The sequence below is a fragment of the Agromyces sp. Y558 genome, from assembly GCF_059445415.1.
Genome location: NZ_JCAIUH010000001.1, coordinates 1,084,743 through 1,104,004, shown reverse-complemented (window position 1 = coordinate 1,104,004; position 19,262 = coordinate 1,084,743). Strand labels below are relative to the sequence as shown.

The window sequence follows — 19,262 nt, the reverse complement described above, 5'->3', positions numbered from 1 at the left end:
CCCGATCAGTCGGGCTCGCCGCTCAGGAGGCCCCGCAACCAGTCGCGGGCCTCGATGAAGATGCCGTCATCGTACTTCGAGTGGTACTCGATCTCACGCTTGTCGGCCCGCGGATACGAGCCGAGGAAGATCACCTTGGGGCTCGTGCGACGGAGGCCGAGCAGTGCGTCGGCGACACGTTCGTCGGCGACGTGCCCGTCGAAGTCGACGACGAAGCGGTAGCGGCCGAGGGCATCGCCGATGGGCCGCGACTGGATGAGCGAGAGGTTCACGCCCCGCGTCGAGAACTGCTCGAGCATCGCGAGCAGCGCGCCGGGCTCGTCATCGGGCAGCTCGACGATGATGCTCGTCTTGTCGGCGCCGGTCGGTTCGGGCAGCACCCGTGAGCGACTGACGAGCACGAAGCGGGTGACGGCGTTGGGGTCGCCGATCTCGCGGGCGAGCACGTCGACGTCGAGGTGGTCGGTGATGCCGGGCGGCGCCACGGCCGCGTCGGCCTGGCTGCCTTCGAAGAGGGATGCCGCGGCGGCGACGTTGCTCGTCGCGGGAATGTGCCCGTGGTCGGGGAGCTCCCGTTCGAGCCAGTCGCGCGACTGCGCGTAGGCGACGGGGTGCGCGTTGACGACCCGCACCTCGGCGAGCGCGGTGCCGGGCCGCGCGACGAGCACGAAGTTGACGGGCACGAGGTACTCGCCGAGGATGCGGAGACCGGGCACGGTGGCCAGCGCGTCCTGCGTGGCGGAGACGCCGCCGTCGACCGAGTTCTCGATCGCGATCATCGCGGCGATCGAGCGGCCGTCCGTGACATCCGCAAGCGCCTCGCCGACGTTGTTGACGGCCCGCCAGTGCTTACCGGATGCTTCTGGCACCTGCTTCAGCGCCGACTCGGTGAAGGTGCCGGCCGGCCCCAGGTAGGAGTACGTCTCCTCGGGCGGTGTGGGCGCGGCAGCTCCGCTGAGCCCCGTCGAAGCGTGCGTCATGCAGGTCAGCCTAGCCACCGCCACCCCCTGCTCTTTTCAGGAGTTCTCGGCCCCTTTTCAGGAGTTCTCGGCCCCGACATGTGATTCAGCGGCGTGTTCTCCTGAGAAACGCCCCGATATCGCGGAACCTCCTGAAAACGGATACGCGACGGAACGGGATCCCGCATGAACGCGATCGGTACGACTGATCGATCCACGCGAAGCGTGCCCACCGATGCCGAACGGCTCGAGGCGCTCCGGCGGATGAAGCGCGTCGCGACGAGCCTGCTGCTCATCGCCGCGGTCGTGTTCGCGGTCTCGTTCGCGCTGCAGGACGAGCTGCCGTGGCTCGGCTACGTGCGCGCGGCCGCCGAGGGCGCGATGGTCGGCGCGATCGCGGACTGGTTCGCGGTGACGGCGCTGTTCCGGCATCCGCTCGGCATCCCGATCCCGCACACGGCGATCATCCCGAACCGCAAGGACGAGATCGGCGCGACCCTCGGCGCGTTCGTCGAGCACGAGTTCCTCTCCGACGATGTCGTGCTCGGCAAGCTCCGCTCGATCGGCATCGCCCGCCGGCTCGGTGGCTGGCTCCGGACGCCGGCCAATGCCGAGCGGCTGACCGCCGAGGCATCCGTCGCCGCACGCGGCTTGCTCACCCTGCTCGGTGATGACGACGTCGAGGACGTGATCGAGCGACTCGCCCGGCGATACCTGTTCGAGCCCGAATGGGCGCCAGCGATCGGTCGGGTCGGCGCCCGTCTCGTCGCCGACCACCAACAGCGCGCCGCCGTCGACGTCGTGCTCGAGAAGGCCGAGGGATGGCTCGATGCCCACCCCGAGGCATTCGGCAGCATGATCTCCGATCGGCTGCCGCGGTGGCTGCCCGGCTTCGTCGACCGCGTCGTCGACGACCGCGCCTACCGCGAGGTGCTCGGGTTCGTACGGGCCGTACGTGCCGATGCGGGGCATCCGCTGCGCGTCGCGATCGACCGCTACCTCGCCGAGCTCGCCGACGCCATGCAGCACGACCCGGTCATGATCGCGCGCGTCGAGACACTCAAGGCCGAGCTGCTCGAGAGCCCGCGCCTGCGCGAGTTCGCCGGCGAGGCGTGGGCCTCGGTGAAGGCGACGCTCGACGCCTCGCTCGCCGACCCGTCGAGCGAGTTGCGCGCCGGGCTGACCTCAGCGGTCGTCGAAGTCGGTGCCCGCCTCGTCGCCGACGAGGGGCTCGCCGCGAAGGTCGACACCTGGGCGACGGATGCCGCGGCCTACGTCGTACGCAACTACCGCCACGAGATCGCGGGCGTCATCACCGAGACCGTCGAGCGCTGGGATCCGCGGGAGACGACCGAGAAGCTCGAGCTGCAGGTGGGCCGCGACCTGCAGTTCATCCGCATCAACGGCACGGTCGTCGGTGCACTCGCCGGACTCGCCATCTTCACGATCGCCACCGCGGTGCACGCCCTCTCCTGAGGCGACCTCGCGGGTTGAGGAGCGACGAAGGAGTGTCTCGAACCTCCGTCGACCGAAGGTCAGGTTTCGAGACGGCGCTGGCGCGCCTCCTCAACCCACGAGAAGCCTCGACCGAAGGAGGTTTCGAGACGGCGCTGGCGCGCCTCCTCAACCCACGAGAAACGAGACGGCGCTGGCGCGCCTCCTCAACCCACGAGAAGCGACACGGCGCTGGCGCGCCTCCTCAACCCACGAGAAACTAGGAGCATGCACGAGCGAGCAGGAACCCCGGCGACCGCATCCGACCTCATCGACGTGGAGGCACTCGTCAGGGCCTACTACGAGCGGCATCCGGATGCCGAGATTTCGGCGCAGCGCGTCGTCTTCGGCACCTCAGGCCACCGCGGGTCGGCGTTCACGTCGAGCTTCAACGAAGACCACATCCTCGCGATCACGCAGGCGATCGTCGAGTACCGCACCGCGCAGGGCATCACGGGGCCGCTCTTCATCGGCGCAGACACGCACGCGCTGAGCGCGCCGGCCCAGACGACGGCACTCGACGTGCTCGTCGCCAATCAGGTGCGCGTGCTCGCCGACGAGTTCGACGACTACGTGCCGACGCCCGCCCTCTCGCACGCGATCCTGAAGTGGAACAACGACCCCGCGAAGCGCGCCGAGGGTGAGGCCGACGGTATCGTCATCACCCCATCGCACAACCCCCCGCAAGACGGCGGCTTCAAGTACAATCCCCCGCACGGCGGGCCTGCCGACTCGGATGCCACGAAGTGGATCGCCGACCGCGCGAACGAACTCATCGCCGGCGGCCTCAAGGAGGTCAAGCAGGCCGAGCCGAGCGGCGTCGAGACCTACGACTTCCGCGGACACTACGTCGCCGACCTCGCGAACATCATCGACTTCGACGCGATCCGGTCGGCCGGCGTCAAGATCGGCGCCGACCCGCTCGGCGGGGCATCCGTCTCGTACTGGGGCGCGATCCGCGACGCCTACGACCTCGACCTCACGGTCGTCAACGAACGCGTCGACCCGGCCTGGTCGTTCATGACCCTCGACTGGGACGGCAAGATCCGCATGGACCCGTCGTCGCCGAGCGCCATGGCCTCGGTGCTCGAGCACGCCGGCGACTTCGACATTCTCACGGGCAACGACGCCGACGCCGACCGGCACGGCATCGTCACACCCGACGGCGGCCTCATGAACCCCAACCACTACCTCGCCGTCGCGATCGAGTACCTCTTCGGGCACCGGCCGAACTGGCGAGCGGATGCCGCGATCGGCAAGACCCTCGTCTCGAGCTCGATGATCGACCGGGTCGCCGCCTCGCTCGGCCGACGCCTCTGGGAGGCGCCGGTCGGCTTCAAGTGGTTCGTGCCCGGCCTCGTCGACGGCTCGGTCGGCTTCGGCGGCGAAGAGAGCGCGGGCGCCTCGTTCCTTCGCTTCGACGGCACCGTCTGGACGACCGACAAAGACGGCATCCTGCTGTGCCTGCTCGCCTCCGAGATCCGCGCCGTCACCGGCCGGTCGCCGTCAGACCTCTACCGCGACCTCGTCGAGCGATTCGGCGACCCGGCCTACGAGCGAACGGATGCCGCGGCATCCGCTGCCCAGAAGGCCGCACTCGGCAAGCTCGACGGCGACGCCATCTCGGCGACCGAACTCGCGGGCGAACCGATCACTGCGAAGCTCTCGCACGCGCCGGGCAACGACGCGGCGATCGGCGGCGTGAAGGTCGAGACGGCCGACGCCTGGTTCGCGGCGCGGCCGAGCGGCACCGAAGACGTCTACAAGATCTACGCCGAGTCGTTCAAGGGGCCCGAGCATCTCGCAGAGGTGCAGGCCGCCGCGAAGGAGATCGTCGACGCCGCGCTCGGCGCTTCGCCGCTCGAGTAGCAGCCGGCACGCCGCAACGACCCGCGCGCAGGCGGTCGGACACCTGACTATGCAGCAATTCAGGAGGGCACCCGGCGTGTCGCCCCGACACGCCGGAACAAGACGGCGCGACACGCCTCCGCTCCTGAATTGCTGCACTGGTCAGGCGCGACCAGCTACGTCAGAGAGAAGTACTGTTCACGTCAGCGAGAAGTAGGTGACGGCGCCGCCGCCCGAGGCGAGGGCCTCGTCGACGTTCCAGTAGTCGGCGTCCTTGGTGTGGCCGCCGACCCAGACGGTCGTGCCGGTAGCACTCCGGTCGACGCGGGTGACGACGGCCGTGTGGTCGCGGTCGCCCGAGCCGTCCCAGTCGAACTGGGCGACGTCGCCGACCTTCACGAGGCCGCGCTGCGAGTCGTCGAGCGGCGTGGCGAGGTCCGGGCGGGTGTACAGCCAGTCGCGCATCGCAGTCGAGCTCGCCCAGCTGGGCGACATCGCGCCCGTCGCCTGGTCGTAGTACCAGCCGGCGTCCATCGCCCAACCGCGGGCGGCGAGGGACTGGCTCGTGAAGTTCGCGCAGTCGACACCACTCAAGACGGTGTACGCGGCCGTGTTGTAACCGCTCCAGTAGGTGAGCACGTAGCCCAGCTGTGCGTCGATCGCGGGGTTCGACGTGTAGGTCAGGGTGAGCGGCTGCGAAGCCGCGTGCACGGCCGCTTCGTCGATCGCGGTGAGCTGGGCGGCGAGTGACACCGGGGCGGCGGCGCCGGCGACGGTCGCGGTCCCGGGTGCCACGACGGCGACGGGCTCCCCCGCGACATCCGTGAACGCCACCGCAACACCACCGAGGGCGGTGTCGGCCACGGCGGGCACCTGGAACGTGAGCTGCTCGGGCGCCGCAGCGACGATGGGCGCTGCAACACCGCCGACGGCGACCTGGCCCACCTGGTCGAGCTCCTCGCCCGTCACAGTCACCTGGGTGCCGCCGGTGAACGGCACGGCGGCGGTCGAGAGCCCGCTCGTGACGGCCGGCCTCGCCGAGATATCGATCGACGAGATGAGCTCATCGCCGGCACCGACACCGTGTTCGGTCGCCGCTGGCAGGTCGCTCGCGCTCGCGAGGGTCGCATCGGCGTCAGCGTCGGCCGATGCCGCGGAGACGGCGCCGAGCGCACTGACGCTCAGGATGGCGCTTGCGCAGCCGAGCGCCACGAACCGGCGCGGCGTGCTACTCGACGAACGCCGGTTGCGCACTCGCTCGGCGCGGTGCCGGGCACGGAGCGTGTTGCGACTCTCGAGATCGCCGAAGGACGCGCGCGGATCCCCGCCCGATGCTTCGCCGAGTGTCTCGTCGGATGCTGCTCGCACCGGCGTCGGCTCGCCGATCGCGGCGATCGCGGCCGTCTCGGCCGTCTCGGCCGTCTCACGCTCGGCGGTCGCGCCGGTGACGGCCGGGCCGCCGTCCGTGGGTTCGCGGAACGTCGAGCGCCGTCGGGCGGGTGGTTCAGTGGGCGTGGAGGCAGGCGTGAAGAAGTTGAAGGGCACAGGCGAAGATTCCGGGTCGGCATTTTGGGGGACAGAACACCCCATCACGCCAAATTGTGAGGAACCCTCTCAAACTCTGGGAACCCGGTGAGAGCGCATTCATCGCGCAGCCCCGCAGCTAGGACGCCGCAACCCTGCGATTCGCGGCCATCGCCCGCAGCCCGGCGATGCCGAGCGGCACCAGTACCAGCAGGGCCACGACGTTCACGCCGGCGAAGCCCGCGATGCCGAGCACGACACCCGAGAGGGCAGCGGATGCCGCAGCCGCGAGGTTCATCGCGGCGTCCGTGGCGCCCTGCAACGGCACCCGGATCGCCGGATCGACCGACGTCGTCAGCAGAGTGGAGCCGCCGATGAGCCCGCACGACCAGCCCAAGCCGAGCAACCCGAGCGCCAGCGGGACGAGCAGCATGTCGTCGGCCGGCGCCAGGATGCCGATGAGTGCGGCGACCGTGAGGATGCCGGCGCCGGTGGCGATCACGCGCGCCGGGCCGATGCGGTCGACGAGCCAACCGACGAGCGGGCTCGCGCCGTACATGCCGAGGATGTGGATGCTGATCACGACGCCGACGAGCGACAGCGACAAGCCGTGCGCCGTCATGTGCACGGGCGTCATCACCATCACGCCGACCATCACCGTGTGCGAGCAGACGATCGCGAGGATCGCGAAGAGGGATCGCGGGCTGCGGGTCGCGGTGCGGAATGCGGACCACGCGCCGACCGGACGATCCAGGTCGCGGGTGCTCCCCGAGCTTGTCGAGCTCCCTGAGCTTGTCGAAGGGAGGCCGGGGGGCACGAGGGAAGCCCCTTCGACGGGCTCAGGGAGCGGAGACGCATCCGCGGCGTCCGCGGCCATCGTGCCCGGCTTCGGCAGCCGGAGCATGGTCGCGACGAGCAGCGTGGAGAGCGCGAAAGCGGCGCCCGAGAACAGGAACGGGCCCACGAGCGGCGGCAGGCCGAGCTCGAGCCCGAACTCGGCGCCGGTGGCGGAAAGGAGGGGGCCCGCGACCGACCCGAGCGTCGTGGCCCACAGCACGAGCGACATCGAGCGCGCCTCGAAGCCGGCAGCCGCGACCTCTGTGGCGGCGAAGCGGGCCTGCAGGCCCGCGGCGGCACCCGCGCCGAACGCCGCAAGGCCGAGGAAGACCAGCGGCACCCAGCCGCTCGCCGCGGCCGCGACGACGAGCACCGCACCGACCAGCGCGAGAGCGTATCCCGTCGCGAGCGCGACGTGCCGACCTGAGCGCACCGCGAGCTTGGCGAGTGGGATGGCGGCCAGCGCGGCCCCGAGCACGCTCGCCGACTGCGCGAGACCCGCGAGCGCGACGACGCCCGTCATCTGCTCGACGAGGAGCGCGGCGACCGCGATGCCCGAAGCCACCCCGACGCCCGCGAGCAGCTGGTTGATGATCAGTACGGTGAGGGAGAGGCCGCGCCGCGGCCCCTTCGACGCGCTCAGGGAGCGCTGCTCACTCATATTCGGGTGCAGCCGGGAGGCCGAAGAACTCCTCGAGCGTCGTGACCCCGGTCTCGTGCATTTCGGTGGCGAGCGGTACGCCGACGTAGCGATAGTGCCAGGGTTCGAACTCGTAGCCGGCCACCGGCGTCTTGTCGGCGGGATACCGCAGGATGAACCCGAACCGCCATGCGTTGTCGCGCAGCCAGATGCCCTCGGCGGTGTCGGCGAAGCACGTCGCGAGCGAGCAGTCGCCGCTCTCGGCGCCGATGTCCATGACGAGCCCGGTCTGATGCTCGCTGAACCCGGGCCGCGCGGTGAGCAGGTCGTCGCCGTCGTAGATCGACTCCTGCGAGGAGTAGGAGCGGAATGCGCTGTTCGAGGCGAGCGAGAGATCGGCCTCATCGGACGCGGCCTGGAACATCGCGACGATCGCGTCGGACGCTTCCTGACGCATCATCGGCTCCCAGGTGTGCGACACGGGCACATCCACGAGGTCGTCGGGCTCGAAGTCCTGCGGGTTCATCGGGCGCAGCTTGTTGACGACGACCCAGATGCTGTTCGGGTCGTCGAGGGAGTGCGCGGTGCGGTCGAAGGTGTCGACGCTCGCGGGCGGCGGGGCCTCGCCGGGCGCCGGGCGCGGCGCTTCGGGCGCCTGCGAACCGGATGCCCCACCCGCCGTCGCATTGCCCGCCGAGCCGCCCGAGACAGCACCGATGACGACCACGGCCACCGCGATGAGGGCGAGGCTGATCGAGACGGCGATCACCATGCGCCGATTCTGCGTCACCTCATCGGGCGACGTTCGGCGTTCGCTTGCTGGCACCGGACGAGTCTACGCCGGGGTCGCTGGGCGACCCGTGAACAGCCGCTCGAAGCACCCGCGCCGGTCATCTCCGGATACAGCGATGGGCGCCACTCGGGTCACGGCTCGGGTCACGGTTCGCGCCACGGCTCGGGTCACGGCTCGGGTCACGGCTCGGTAACGAAACGCCGCCGTGAGAGCGCTCTCTTGACAGCACGCGGTTGCACTGCATAGAGTCACATCTCGAATCGTGAGAGCGCTCTCACGTTCCAAAGAGAGCGCTCTCACGCTGCGACACATTCCCGTCCACGCACACACAAAGGAGTGACCGTGAAGCTCTCACGCCACACGAAGGTTGCCGCAGCCGTAGCCGGCGCTGCGACCATCGCCCTCCTCGCCTCCGCCTGCTCCACAGGTGGCGGCGAAGAGAGCGACGGCGACATCACACTGACCGTCACCACGTTCGGCACGTTCGGATATGACGACCTCTACACCGAGTACGAAGAGGCCAACCCGGGCGTCACGATCGAGGCGACGAACATCGACACCGGCGGCAACGCCCGTACCGACGCCTTCACCAAACTCGCCGCCGGCTCGGGTCTCTCCGACGTCGTGGCGATCGAGGAAGGCTGGCTCGGCGCCATCATGGAGGTCTCCGACCAGTTCGTCGACCTCACCGAGTACGGCATCGACGACCGCAAGAGCGACTGGGTCGACTGGAAGTACGAGCAGGCGACCGACACCGAAGGCCGGGTCATCGGCTACGGCACCGACATCGGCCCGACCGGCATCTGCTACAACGGTCCCGCACTCGAGGCAGCCGGGCTCGCCAGCGACCGCGAGAGCGTCGCCGAGCTGCTCGACGGCGACTGGGCGAACTACTTCGCTGTGGGCAAGCAGTACCAGGAGGCCACGGGCAAGGCGTGGTTCGACCACTCCGGGTTTGTCTGGAACTCCATGGTGAACCAGCTGCCCGAGGGGTACTACACGTCCGGCGGCGAGCTGAACGTCGAAGACAACGCTGATCTCAAGGCGAACTTCGACCTGCTCGCCGGCGCCGTCGGCGACAGCCTCTCGGCCGCGCAGACCGCGTGGGACTGGAACGGCGGCAAGTCGTTCGTCGACGGCACGTTCGCGACCTTCGTCTGCCCGGGCTGGATGCTCGGTGTCGTCGAGGGCCAGGTCGAGACCGGCGGCGGCGACGCCGCAACCGGCTGGGACTTCGCTGACGTCTTCCCTGGTGGCGCAGCCAACTGGGGCGGCGCGTTCCTCTCGATCCCCGAGTCCTCCGAGCACAAGGAGGCAGCCGCGAAGCTCGCCGACTGGCTCACCCAGCCCGAGCAGCAAGTGAAGCAGTCGGCAGCCGCTGGCAACTTCCCGAGCACGATCGGCGCGCAGGAGACCCTCGCCGAAGAGGCGACGCCGAACGAGTTCTTCAACGGCGCCCCCACCGGAGCGATCCTCGCAGCCCGCGCCGAAGGCGTCGTGGCCCAGTTCAAGGGCCCCGACGACTCGGTCATCCAGGAGAACGTCTTCGGCCCGCCGCTGTCGTCGCTCGACCGCGGTGAAGTCGACGCCGCCGGCGCCTGGGACCAGGCCATCGAGCTGCTCCACGAGCTCGTCGGCGAGTAGTCCCAACTGAGGAACGGAGAGCCCTCGGGCCCCACCCGAGGGCTCTCCTTCCCTGTCATCTCCCGACGACTGGACTTCGCATGACCACCACCATTCGGCCCCCCGCGAGCGGGACCTCAACGCCGCAGCGGCGCGCCGCGGCATCCGAACCCCTGACCTTCCGTCAGCGCCTCTCGCGCTTCGACGTCAAAGCGAGCCCGTACTTCTACGTCTCGCCTTTCTTCATCCTCTTCGCGCTCGTCGGCCTCTTCCCGCTCATCTACACACTCGTCGTGTCGATGTACGAATGGGACCTGCTGAAGGGCCAAGGGCCGTTCGTCGGCCTCGACAACTTCGTCGAGATCCTCGGCGACAGCATGTTCTGGAACTCGATCGGCAACACGATCAGCATCTTCCTGCTGTCGTCGATCCCGCAGCTGACCGTGGCGCTCATCGTCGCCTACCTGCTCGACCAGGGCCTGCGTGCGGCGACGTTCTGGCGCATGAGCGTGCTGCTGCCCTACATCGTGACCCCTGTCGCCGTTGCGATCATCTTCTCGAGCGCGTTCAACGAAGCCGATGGGCTCGTGAACAACCTGCTGAACGTGTTCGGCATCGCCGACCAGCAGTGGAAGCACGACACCTTCCTCAGCCACATCGCGATCGCCACGATGGTGAACTTCCGCTGGACCGGTTACAACGCCCTCATCCTCCTGGCCGCGATGCAATCGGTGCCGCGCGACCTCTACGAGTCCGCCGCGATCGACGGCGCCGGTGCAGTGCGCCGCTTCTTCTCCATCACGATCCCCTCGATCCGCCCGACCCTCATCTTCGTCATCATCACCGCCACGATCGGCGGCCTGCAGATCTTCGCCGAGCCTCGCCTCTTCGACGTCTCGACCGCGGGCGGCATCGGCGGCAGCGACCGCCAGTTCCAGACCACGGTGCTGTTCATGTGGGAGCTCGCCTTCTTCCGCCGCGACTTCGGCGAGGCCGCCGCCGTCGCGTGGCTGCTCTTCCTGCTCATCGTCGGGGTCGGCCTCATCAACTTCCTGATCTCCCGCCGCATCGCCGCCGTGGGCGACAAGCCCACCCGTCGTGTTCGCCGCGCACGCGAACGCGCCTCCAGAGGAGGAGAGGCATGAGCACCACCGCCACCCCCGAGCCCATCCCCGCCGTCATGGTCGATCTCGCGAGCGAGGAACGCCGCCCCGCGGCATCCACGGGTCGAAATCGCCGGCGCTCCGTCGGCACCGCCGGCATCGGCAGCCGCCCCGGCTTCCTCATCTACGGGCTGCTCGCCGCGTTCGTCATCGGCGGCGCCTACCCCCTCTGGTGGTCGGTCGTCGTCGGCAGCAGCACGAACGCGACCCGCGGCGAGACGCTGCCGATCATCCCCGGCGGCAACTTCCTCACCAACGCGGCGAAGGTGCTCGACGCCATTCCGTTCTGGCTCGCACTCGGCAACTCGATCCTCATCTCGGCGATCATCACGATCTCGGTGGTGACGTTCTCGACGCTCGCGGGGTACGCCTTCGCGAAGCTCCGCTTCAAAGGACGCGACGGGCTCATGGTGTTCGTCATCGCCACCATGGCGATCCCGACCCAGCTCGGCATCATCCCGCTGTTCATGGTGATGCGCGAACTCGGCTGGACCGGCACCATCGGCGCCGTCATCGTGCCGATGCTCGTGACCGCGTTCGGTGTGTTCTTCATGCGGCAGTACCTCGTCGACGTCATCCCCGACGAACTCATCGAAGCGGCCCGCGTCGACGGGGCCAACCAGATCCGCACCTTCATCAACGTCGCGCTGCCCGCCGCCCGGCCGGCCATGGCCATCCTCGGCCTCTTCACCTTCATGATGGCGTGGACCGACTATCTCTGGCCGCTCATCGTGCTGAGCCCGACGAACCCAACCCTGCAGACGGCGCTCAGCCAGCTGCAGTCGGGGTACTACGTCGACTACTCGATCGTGCTCACCGGCGCGGTGCTGGCGACCATCCCCCTGCTCGTGCTGTTCATCATCGCGGGCAGGCAACTCATCTCGGGAATCATGCAAGGAGCGGTGAAGGGTTGAACGACCAGCACACGTCATTCCGTCGAAACTGGCCCGCGGGCTTCGTCTGGGGCTCCGCGACCGCCGCAGCGCAGATCGAAGGCGCCGCGCGCGACGGCGGCAAAGAGGACTCGATCTGGGATGCGTTCGCGCGCGTTCCCGGCGCGATCGCCGGTGGTGACACCCCCGATCGCGCAGTGGACCACTACCATCGCATGCCGGAGGATGTCGCGCTCATGCGCTCCCTCGGCCTCGATTCCTACCGGTTCTCGGTCTCGTGGGCGCGGGTCGTGCCCGGCGGCCGCACGGTCAACCGCGAGGGGCTCGACTTCTACTCGCGACTCGTCGATGAACTGCTCGGCGCCGGCATCCTGCCCTGGCTCACCCTGTACCACTGGGATCTGCCGCAGGCCCTGCAGGAGCGCGGCGGCTGGGCGAATCGGGACACCGCGTACCGCTTCGCCGAATACGCCGAGCTCGTCTACGGAGCCCTCGGCGACCGGGTCACGCACTGGACGACGTTCAACGAGCCGCTCTGCTCCTCGCTCATCGGCTACGTCGGCGGTGAGCACGCGCCCGGCCTGAACGACCCGGAGGCGGGGCTCGCAGCGGTGCACCACCAGCACCTCGCACACGGCCTCGCCGTCGAGCGGCTCAGGTGCCTCGCGGATGCTGCGGGGCGCGACATCCGGCTCGGCATCACGCTGAACCTCACGAACGCGGTGCCGAACGACCCGACCGACCCCGTCGATCTCGAGGCCGCCCGGCGCATTGACGCCCTCTGGAACCGGATGTATCTCGAGCCCATGCTGCTCGGGGCATATCCCGCCGACCTGCTCGACGACGTGCGCGAGTTCGGTCTCGCCGACCGGATCCTGCCCGGCGACCTCGAGCAGATCGCCCAGCCCATCGACTTCCTCGGCGTGAACCACTATCACGACGACAACGTGTCGGGGCATCCGCAGCCCGTCGATGCCGAACCGTCGCTTCGACCGACCGATCGGCCCGGCCGCTCGCCGTTCCCCGGCAGCGAGTACGTCTCGACGCCGGCGCGGGGTCTGCCGCGCACGGCGATGGGCTGGGAGGTGAACCCCGAGGGGCTCACCCGACTGCTCGTGCGCCTGGGGGCGGAGTACCCGAACCTGCCGCCGCTCTACGTGACCGAGAACGGTGCCGCCTACGAAGATGTCGTGGAGGTCGACGGTGCGGTGCACGACATCGAGCGCATGGCATACGTGCTCGACCACGTCGACGCGATCGGCGAGGCGATCGAACAGGGAGCCGACGTGCGCGGCTACTTCGTGTGGTCGCTGCTCGACAACTTCGAATGGGCCTGGGGCTACGAGAAGCGGTTCGGCATCGTGCGGGTCGACTACGACACCTTCGAGCGCACGCCGAAAGACAGCGCACGGGCGTTCGCCGCGCTGATCGCGCAGTCGAAGTCGGAGTCCGCGGCGCCCGCCGCCGCGACGACTATCGTGGGGTGAACCGGCACACCGGAAGGGGGTCACGATGACGGGAAACACTCCGCCCGGCCAGGCGCCGACCCTCGAGATGGTGGCGGCGCGTGCAGGCGTCTCCCGTGCGACGGTCTCGCGAGTCGTCAACGGATCGCCGAAAGTGAGCCCCGAGGTCGCCGAGGCTGTGCACGCGGCGATCGAAGCACTCAACTACGTGCCCAACCGCGCCGCTCGCTCGCTCGCGAGTCGGCGCACGCAGGCCATCGCCCTGATCGTGCCCGAGTCCGCGGCCCGCGTGTTCGACGACCCGTTCTTCGCCTCCGTCGTTCAGGGCGCCGCCCTCGCGCTCGCGGGAACCGAGTACACCCTCAACATGCTCATCGAGTCGGAGCTCGACCCCGACAAGACCCGCAGATACCTGCTGGGCGGCAACGTCGACGGGGCGCTCGTCGTCTCCCACCACACAGGCGACCACTCCTTCGCGCACCTCTCGCAGTCGTTCCCGCTCGTCTTCGGCGGGCGCCCGCTCGATCCAGACGAGTCGAGCGGCTACACGGTCGATGTCGACAACGAACGCGGGGCATCCTCCGCGGCGCAGCACCTCGTCGACGGCGGCCGGCGCCGCATCGCGACGATCGCCGGTCCGCAGGACATGCCGCCGGGAGTCGACCGGCTGCACGGCTTCACTTCCGTCGTGGCCGCCGCAGGGCTCGCCGACGACCTCGTCGCGTACGGCGACTTCACGGCCGCATCCGGCGCCACCGCGATGAGAAGCCTGCTCGAGCGGGAGCCCGATCTGGACGCCGTGTTCGCCGCCAACGACCAGATGGCGATGGGTGCACTGTCGGCCCTCGCCGAAGCGGGAAGGTCAGTGCCGACCGACGTCGCGGTCGTGGGGTTCGACGACGACCGCTATGCCGCCACGGCGATGCCGGCGCTCACGACCGTGCGGCAGCCTTCATCGCAGATGGGCGCAGAGATGGCACGCAAGCTCGTGCGGCTCATCGCGGGCGAAGAGGTCGAAGCGGCGACCATTCTGCCGACCGAGCTCGTGGTGCGACAGTCAGGGTAGCGCGGGCCCCCAGGGCGTCCTCTCGGCCGTGCTCGCCGCGTCGTGACGAGAGTCGCGCGATCGTCCAGGTCGACGGCGGTCGAGTCGAACCAGTACGCGGCGACATGCTCCCACCGAGGAGCCACTCGTATCATGACGAACGTGCGTCTCGCTCCTCCGAGCACGTCGACGGTCGGCTGATGTCCGAGACATCCGCAGACGCGCAGCCCTTTGGCGGCGGCGCCTCGACTCAACCGGAGAAGCCCACGAACCGGTTGCGCCTGCCGCTCGTCGCCGGACAGGACTTCCAGTCGCAGCGACCCTGCGACGAGCACGTGGGAGGGCGACTCGCGCGCCGGAGGACGCGTGCAGACGTCCTCCGACGTGCGAGGCGTCCTCCGGCGCGAAACGGGCGTTGACGGGGCGTCGAAGACGACGTCAGGCCACCGGCCCCTGCTCGAACACGACGCCCGCGACATCCGTGAATCGGCCCTTCATGACGGCGATCGCCTCGGGGTTCTCGTCGACGAGCACGAAGCGGCGGCCGAGCGTCGCGGCGACCGCCCCGGTCGTGCCCGAGCCGGCGAAGAAGTCGAGCACCCAATCGCCCTCGCGGGTCGAGGCCTGCACGATGCGCCGAAGGATGCCCTCGGGCTTCTGCGTCGGGTACCCCGTCTTCTCGCGCCCCGTCGGTGAGACGATCGTGTGCCACCACACGTCGGTCGGCAACTTGCCGAGCTCGGCCTTCTCGGGCGTCACGAGCCCCGGCGCCATGTACGGCTCTCGGTCGACGGCGGTCGAGTCGAACCAGTAGCCCGTCGGGTTCTTCACGTAGACGAGAATCGTGTCGTGCTTCGTCGGCCACTTGCGCTTCGCCTTGGCGCCGTAGTCGTAGGCCCAGATCAGCTCGTTGAGAAAGCACTCTCGGCCGAAGAGCGCATCGAGCAGCACCTTCGCGTAGTGCGCCTCGCGATAGTCGAGGTGCAGGTAGAGGGTGCCGTCGTCGGCGAGCAGCCGCCACGCCTCGACGAGTCGCGGCTCGAGGAATCCCCAATAGTCGTCGAACCGGTCGTCGTAGCGCAGCAGATCGCCGCGGATGCGCTCGTAGCGCTTGCCTGCGAACCCGGTGATCGCGGTCCGCCCTGAGCTTGTCGAAGGGTGCCCGAGCCGCGAGGCATCCGCTGGGGGTTCGTCGCCCTTCGCCGCATCGGGAAGCCGCACGTGCCTCGTCGACTGGCGTGTCTGCGCCCGGCCCGTGTTGAACGGCGGATCGAGGTAGACGAGGGTGAAGCGCCCGTCTGGCAGCGTGGGGAGCACCGCGAGGTTGTCCGCATGGATGATGCGGTTCGGCTCGTCGGTCGGCATCGCCCCATTCTGCCAGCGACGCGAGCCGAGGATTTCCGCTGCGCGCTCGGGCGCGACTACGACGTGGGCTGACCGAGCACCACGCGGGCGTCGCCGAGCACCTCTGCGTGCCGGGTGCGCGCCAGGAAACTGCGTACCGTTTCGCGGCTTCGGGTGAGGCACGCGATCTTCGAGTCGAGGGTCGCGAGTTCGTCGGCCAGGCTCTCGGCGAGGTTCTTCGAACACGTGCGCGCGAGTTCTTCGCCCTCGACGCCATCCATGCCGAGCATGATGCCGATGAGCCTCGTGGGCAGCCCCGAGGAGATGAGGCCGCGCACCAGCTCGACCTGCTCGACCGCGACCTCGGGATAGTCGCGATAGCCGTTGAGGCGCCGCTCGGACGAGAGCAGTCCCTGCTCCTCGTAGTACCGCAGCATGCGCGTCGGAACGCCTGTGCGCTGCGAGAGTTCACCTATCTTCACGGGATCCTCCGAAAAGCTTGACCTTCACATCGATGTCAAAGTTTAGCCTCGAAGCATGTCAGAGACAACCACCTTCCGTTCGGTCGAAACGGTCGAGCGAACGCCCTGGTTCGCGCTTCTCACGCTCGCGTTCGCCGTCTTCGCCACGGTCACCGTCGAGATGATCCCCGCCGGGCTGCTGCCGGCGATGAGCGCGGATTTCGGCGTCTCGGCGTCGGCGATCGGACTGCTCGTCTCATTGTGGGCGGTCACGATCATCGTCGCGAGCCTCCCGGTCGTGCGTCTGACCGCTCGAGTCGACCGCCGAACCCTCATCGTCGTCGCGCTGGCCGTGATGGCGATCGCCAACCTCGCGACCGCCCTCGCACCGAGCTTCGAGTTCGCACTCGGCTCTCGCATCATCGCCGCGGTAGCCCACGGCGCGTTCTGGTCGGTCGTGATGGTCTACGCGACCTCGCTCGTCGACGCGAGCGCGTCGGGGCGCACGGTCGCGATCGTCAGCGGGGGCGCATCGGGAGCGACGGTCGTCGGAATCCCGCTCGGCACCGTCATCGGCCAGGTGGCGGACTGGCGGTTCGTCTTCGTCGGCCTCGCCGTGGCGCTCGCAGTCGTCGCCGTCGTCATCCAGCGCCGGCTCCCTTCGTCACCGGGCAGCACGCCCGCGACCGACGGGCGCAGACTCGACCGTTCGTTCCGTGCGGTGCTCGCGGCGGCTATCGCGTGCACCCTCACCGCGGCGGCGAGCTTCACGCTCTTCACCTACATTTCGCCCTATCTGACGGATGTCGCGGGGCTGCCGGCCGTCTCGATCAGCCCGCTGCTCCTGGGCTTCGGCGCCGCGGGGATCATCGGCCTCGTCATCGCGGCGTTCACCGCCGACCGGTGGCCGGTGGTATCGCTCATCGCGATGACGGCGTTGTTCGCCGCCGCCCTCGCCGCGCTCGGGTTCGCGCCGCAGAGCACGCCGGTCGTGGTGATCGCCGTGCTCGCGTGGGGTCTCGCGATCGGCGGGCTGCCCGCCATGCTCCAGGCACGGATGCTCGGGGTCGCCTCCCCCGCGCTGCGCGCCACGGCGAGCGCACTCATGGTCGTGTTCTTCAACGGCGGCATCGCCCTCGGCGCCACGCTCGGCGGGGTGTTCGAGGACGGCGCGAGCCTCGTCCTTGCGGCGTTCGCGGCCGCCGGGCTCGGCGTGCTCGCCCTCGGTGCGGTCGTGTCCTCCCGCGTGCTCGCGGGCCGGTGAGCGTGGCGGCGGCCGCTCGAGCGGGGTGCCGGTCGGGCTGCCCGGGCTGCAGTAGCTGCGCGTAGCTGCGAGTAGCTGCGAGTAGCTGCGAGTAGCTGCGAAGTCTCGATACGGCCCTGGCGGTCCCACTCGACCAACGTGGATGGGGCTACTCGTGCTGCGCGTAGCTGCGAAGTCTCGATACGGCCCTGGCGGGCCCACTCGACCAACGTGGATGGGGCTACTCGTGCCGCCCGTAGCTGCGAGGTCTCGATACGGCCCTCGCGGGCCTACTCGACCAACGTGGATGGGGCGGGCGGGCCTACTCGACCGACGGGTTACTCGACGTCGAGTCTGATGGTGCCGCGGAAGCGGTCGGCTCGCGCGGGCGCCGGCCGCGAGGCATCCGTACCGTCGTCGGCGAAGGCGATGCCTTTGTCGCCGTCACCCGGCGCGGGCGCCGGTGCGGGCAGGCGGCTCTGCCGGTCGAGCTCGGCCTGCGCCTCGTGCTTGCGCGGCGCGAACACCTCGTCACCGATCATCATGACACCGCCGCCACCGCCACCCCGCTTGGTCTTGTCGGAGAGGTCGATCCAGCCACGTCGCACCGCGACCGCCCCGAAGGCGACGACGAGCGCGGCGATGCCGAGCCAGATCCACCAGTCCACCCCGAGATTCTAACGGGCGACGCTGGGCCTTCCGCGCGCCCGCCGCCCGCTCGCTCGCTCAGAGGCCCGCCGAGTTGCACGACGTTTCGCGCGACGCGCCGCCTCGCCCCGACGTGTCGCGCGAAACATCGTGCAACTCGTGAATGCGAAGCCGGAAAACGGGCACGGATGCCCGACCGCGGCCCGAGGCATCCGTCGCCGCTCGCTCAGGGCACGCGGTAGAGCCACTCCCGCGTCGAGAACTTCGACTCGACGAGCGCTTCGGCCTCGGCGAGCTCCTCGGCCGACACTGTGCCGGGCGTCGCGCCGTAGAGCGTCGTGAACGTCTGCTTCAGGCTCTCGATGATGGCCGCGCGACTGAGGCCGGTCTGCGAGCGCAGCGGATCGACGCGTTTCGCAGCGCTCGCGATGCCCTTGTCGCTGATCTTCTCGCGCCCGATGCGCAGCACCTCGAGCATCTTCTCGTTGTCGATGTCGTACGACATCGTGACGTGGTGCAGCACGCCGCCCGAGCCGAGGCGCTTCTGGGCGGCGCCGCCGATCTTGCCGAGCGGGCTCGCGATGTCGTTGAGCGGCTGGTACGTCGCCTCGATGCCGATCGCGCGCAGCCCCTGCAGCACCCAGTCGTCGAGGTAGGCGTAGGAATCGGCGAAGCTCATGCCCTGCACGAGTTCGCCCGGCACGTAGAGAGAGTACGTCACGACGTTGCCGCGCTCCATCATCATCGCGCCGCCGCCCGAGATGCGTCGCACGATGTCGAAGCCGTACTTCTCGGCACCCTCGGGGTCGACCTCGTTCTTCACCGACTGGAAACTGCCGATGACCACGGCCGACTCGTCCCACTCCCAGAAGCGCAGGGTGGGCTTGCGGCGACCCTCGCCGACCCGGGTCGCGAGCACCTCGTCGAGTGCGAGATGCGTGCGTGGCGGCACCGCCGCGTCGTGCACGATCTCCCATTCGTAGTCACCCCAGCTCGTGGCATCCGTCATCGCCCGTCGCACGGCCACCGCGATCGCCTCGGCCGAGAAGCCGAGCATCACTGCGTCGTGCCGAAGGCCGGCAGCGATCGCCGCGGCGATCTGCTTGGCGTCGGATGCTGCGGAGAGCCCGTCGAGCGCGGCGTCGATGTCGCCCAGCGCTTCGTCGGGCTCGAGGAAGAAGTCGCCCGCGACGCGCGGGTTCACGATCACCCCGTCATTGACATCGAAATCGACGACCACGAGCTTGCCACCGGGCACCTTGTATTCACCGTGCATGCGGT

The 19,262-nt window shown here is 69.3% G+C and carries 16 protein-coding genes; 8 read left to right on the top strand and 8 right to left on the bottom strand.

The features are described from left to right. Positions 1-5: 5 nt before the first annotated feature. Positions 6-980 carry a prephenate dehydratase gene (gene pheA / locus AC1C2T_RS05145; RefSeq protein WP_495384485.1) on the bottom strand — a complete coding sequence of 325 codons (975 nt, stop codon included), beginning with the start codon at positions 978-980 and terminating at the stop codon, positions 6-8. A gap of 204 nt (positions 981-1,184) precedes the next feature. On the opposite strand from pheA, the gene AC1C2T_RS05140 reads away from it, so the two are divergent. Together AC1C2T_RS05140 and pgm are read left to right on the top strand one after the other, a co-directional pair. Beyond that, positions 1,185-2,435, top strand: coding sequence for a DUF445 domain-containing protein (locus tag AC1C2T_RS05140; RefSeq protein ID WP_495384484.1), 1,251 nt, complete (start codon positions 1,185-1,187; stop codon positions 2,433-2,435). A 246-nt stretch (positions 2,436-2,681) separates the two neighbouring features. Beyond that, on the top strand, positions 2,682-4,322 hold the full coding sequence (gene pgm / locus AC1C2T_RS05135; protein WP_495384483.1) for a phosphoglucomutase (alpha-D-glucose-1,6-bisphosphate-dependent): 1,641 nt from the start codon (positions 2,682-2,684) through the stop codon (positions 4,320-4,322). Positions 4,323-4,499: 177 nt separating this feature from the next. Here the strand turns inward: pgm and AC1C2T_RS05130 are convergent, their stop codons facing one another. From AC1C2T_RS05130 to AC1C2T_RS05120, 3 genes are all read right to left on the bottom strand, one after another. Then, a complete protein-coding gene (locus AC1C2T_RS05130) occupies positions 4,500-5,846 on the bottom strand; it encodes an amidase domain-containing protein (RefSeq protein ID WP_495384482.1) in 1,347 nt (448 codons plus the stop codon). Between the two features lie 118 nt (positions 5,847-5,964). Further along, positions 5,965-7,323 carry an MFS transporter gene (locus AC1C2T_RS05125; protein WP_495384481.1) on the bottom strand — a complete coding sequence of 453 codons (1,359 nt, stop codon included), beginning with the start codon at positions 7,321-7,323 and terminating at the stop codon, positions 5,965-5,967. Next, positions 7,316-8,074 carry a M15 family metallopeptidase gene (locus tag AC1C2T_RS05120; RefSeq protein ID WP_495384480.1) on the bottom strand — a complete coding sequence of 253 codons (759 nt, stop codon included), beginning with the start codon at positions 8,072-8,074 and terminating at the stop codon, positions 7,316-7,318. The genes AC1C2T_RS05125 and AC1C2T_RS05120 overlap by 8 nt, the downstream gene beginning before the upstream one ends. 363 nt (positions 8,075-8,437) lie before the next feature. On the opposite strand from AC1C2T_RS05120, the gene AC1C2T_RS05115 reads away from it, so the two are divergent. From AC1C2T_RS05115 to AC1C2T_RS05095, 5 genes are all read left to right on the top strand, one after another. Continuing rightward, the gene (locus tag AC1C2T_RS05115) at positions 8,438-9,739 is read left to right on the top strand and encodes an ABC transporter substrate-binding protein (protein ID WP_495384479.1); all 1,302 of its coding nucleotides are present in this window, start codon (positions 8,438-8,440) and stop codon (positions 9,737-9,739) included. Between the two features lie 80 nt (positions 9,740-9,819). Beyond that, a complete protein-coding gene (locus AC1C2T_RS05110) occupies positions 9,820-10,863 on the top strand; it encodes a carbohydrate ABC transporter permease (protein ID WP_495384478.1) in 1,044 nt (347 codons plus the stop codon). A 35-nt stretch (positions 10,864-10,898) separates the two neighbouring features. Next, complete coding sequence (locus tag AC1C2T_RS05105) at positions 10,899-11,795, top strand: carbohydrate ABC transporter permease (RefSeq protein ID WP_495385391.1); 897 nt, start codon at positions 10,899-10,901, stop codon at positions 11,793-11,795. Continuing rightward, the gene (locus tag AC1C2T_RS05100) at positions 11,792-13,261 is read left to right on the top strand and encodes a glycoside hydrolase family 1 protein (protein ID WP_495384477.1); all 1,470 of its coding nucleotides are present in this window, start codon (positions 11,792-11,794) and stop codon (positions 13,259-13,261) included. The genes AC1C2T_RS05105 and AC1C2T_RS05100 overlap by 4 nt, the downstream gene beginning before the upstream one ends. A 25-nt stretch (positions 13,262-13,286) precedes the next feature. Beyond that, entirely contained in the window at positions 13,287-14,306 is a 1,020-nt protein-coding gene (locus tag AC1C2T_RS05095) for a LacI family DNA-binding transcriptional regulator (protein WP_495384476.1), read from the top strand. A gap of 417 nt (positions 14,307-14,723) precedes the next feature. On the opposite strand, the gene AC1C2T_RS05090 is transcribed toward AC1C2T_RS05095, so the two are convergent. Beyond that, a complete protein-coding gene (locus AC1C2T_RS05090) occupies positions 14,724-15,650 on the bottom strand; it encodes a DNA-methyltransferase (protein ID WP_495384475.1) in 927 nt (308 codons plus the stop codon). 56 nt (positions 15,651-15,706) lie between these two features. Then, the gene (locus AC1C2T_RS05085; RefSeq protein WP_495384474.1) at positions 15,707-16,111 is read right to left on the bottom strand and encodes a MerR family DNA-binding transcriptional regulator; all 405 of its coding nucleotides are present in this window, start codon (positions 16,109-16,111) and stop codon (positions 15,707-15,709) included. 55 nt (positions 16,112-16,166) lie between these two features. Between AC1C2T_RS05085 and AC1C2T_RS05080 the strand changes: the two genes are divergently transcribed. Further along, positions 16,167-17,354 (top strand): MFS transporter, encoded by a 1,188-nt coding sequence (locus AC1C2T_RS05080; RefSeq protein WP_495384473.1) that lies wholly within the window; start codon positions 16,167-16,169, stop codon positions 17,352-17,354. 317 nt (positions 17,355-17,671) lie between these two features. Here AC1C2T_RS05080 and AC1C2T_RS05075 read toward each other — a convergent pair whose 3' ends face one another. Together AC1C2T_RS05075 and lplAB are read right to left on the bottom strand one after the other, a co-directional pair. Continuing rightward, positions 17,672-18,001 (bottom strand): hypothetical protein, encoded by a 330-nt coding sequence (locus AC1C2T_RS05075; RefSeq protein WP_495361314.1) that lies wholly within the window; start codon positions 17,999-18,001, stop codon positions 17,672-17,674. Positions 18,002-18,207: 206 nt separating this feature from the next. After that, positions 18,208-19,257 carry a lipoate-protein ligase LplAB gene (gene lplAB / locus AC1C2T_RS05070; protein WP_495384472.1) on the bottom strand — a complete coding sequence of 350 codons (1,050 nt, stop codon included), beginning with the start codon at positions 19,255-19,257 and terminating at the stop codon, positions 18,208-18,210. Positions 19,258-19,262: the final 5 nt, after the last annotated feature.

Excerpts from the sequence above, each read along its gene's own strand:
- pheA (WP_495384485.1), bottom strand. The coding sequence starts at position 980 with ATGACGCACGCTTCGACGGGGCTCAGCGGAGCTGCCGCGCCCACACCG.
- pgm (WP_495384483.1), top strand. The coding sequence starts at position 2,682 with ATGCACGAGCGAGCAGGAACCCCGGCGACCGCATCCGACCTCATCGAC.
- AC1C2T_RS05125 (WP_495384481.1), bottom strand. The coding sequence starts at position 7,323 with ATGAGTGAGCAGCGCTCCCTGAGCGCGTCGAAGGGGCCGCGGCGCGGC.
- AC1C2T_RS05120 (WP_495384480.1), bottom strand. The coding sequence starts at position 8,074 with ATGGTGATCGCCGTCTCGATCAGCCTCGCCCTCATCGCGGTGGCCGTG.
- AC1C2T_RS05110 (WP_495384478.1), top strand. The coding sequence starts at position 9,820 with ATGACCACCACCATTCGGCCCCCCGCGAGCGGGACCTCAACGCCGCAG.
- AC1C2T_RS05105 (WP_495385391.1), top strand. The coding sequence starts at position 10,899 with ATGGTCGATCTCGCGAGCGAGGAACGCCGCCCCGCGGCATCCACGGGT.
- AC1C2T_RS05095 (WP_495384476.1), top strand. The coding sequence starts at position 13,287 with ATGACGGGAAACACTCCGCCCGGCCAGGCGCCGACCCTCGAGATGGTG.
- AC1C2T_RS05090 (WP_495384475.1), bottom strand. The coding sequence starts at position 15,650 with ATGCCGACCGACGAGCCGAACCGCATCATCCATGCGGACAACCTCGCG.
- AC1C2T_RS05080 (WP_495384473.1), top strand. The coding sequence starts at position 16,167 with ATGTCAGAGACAACCACCTTCCGTTCGGTCGAAACGGTCGAGCGAACG.
- lplAB (WP_495384472.1), bottom strand. The coding sequence starts at position 19,257 with ATGCACGGTGAATACAAGGTGCCCGGTGGCAAGCTCGTGGTCGTCGAT.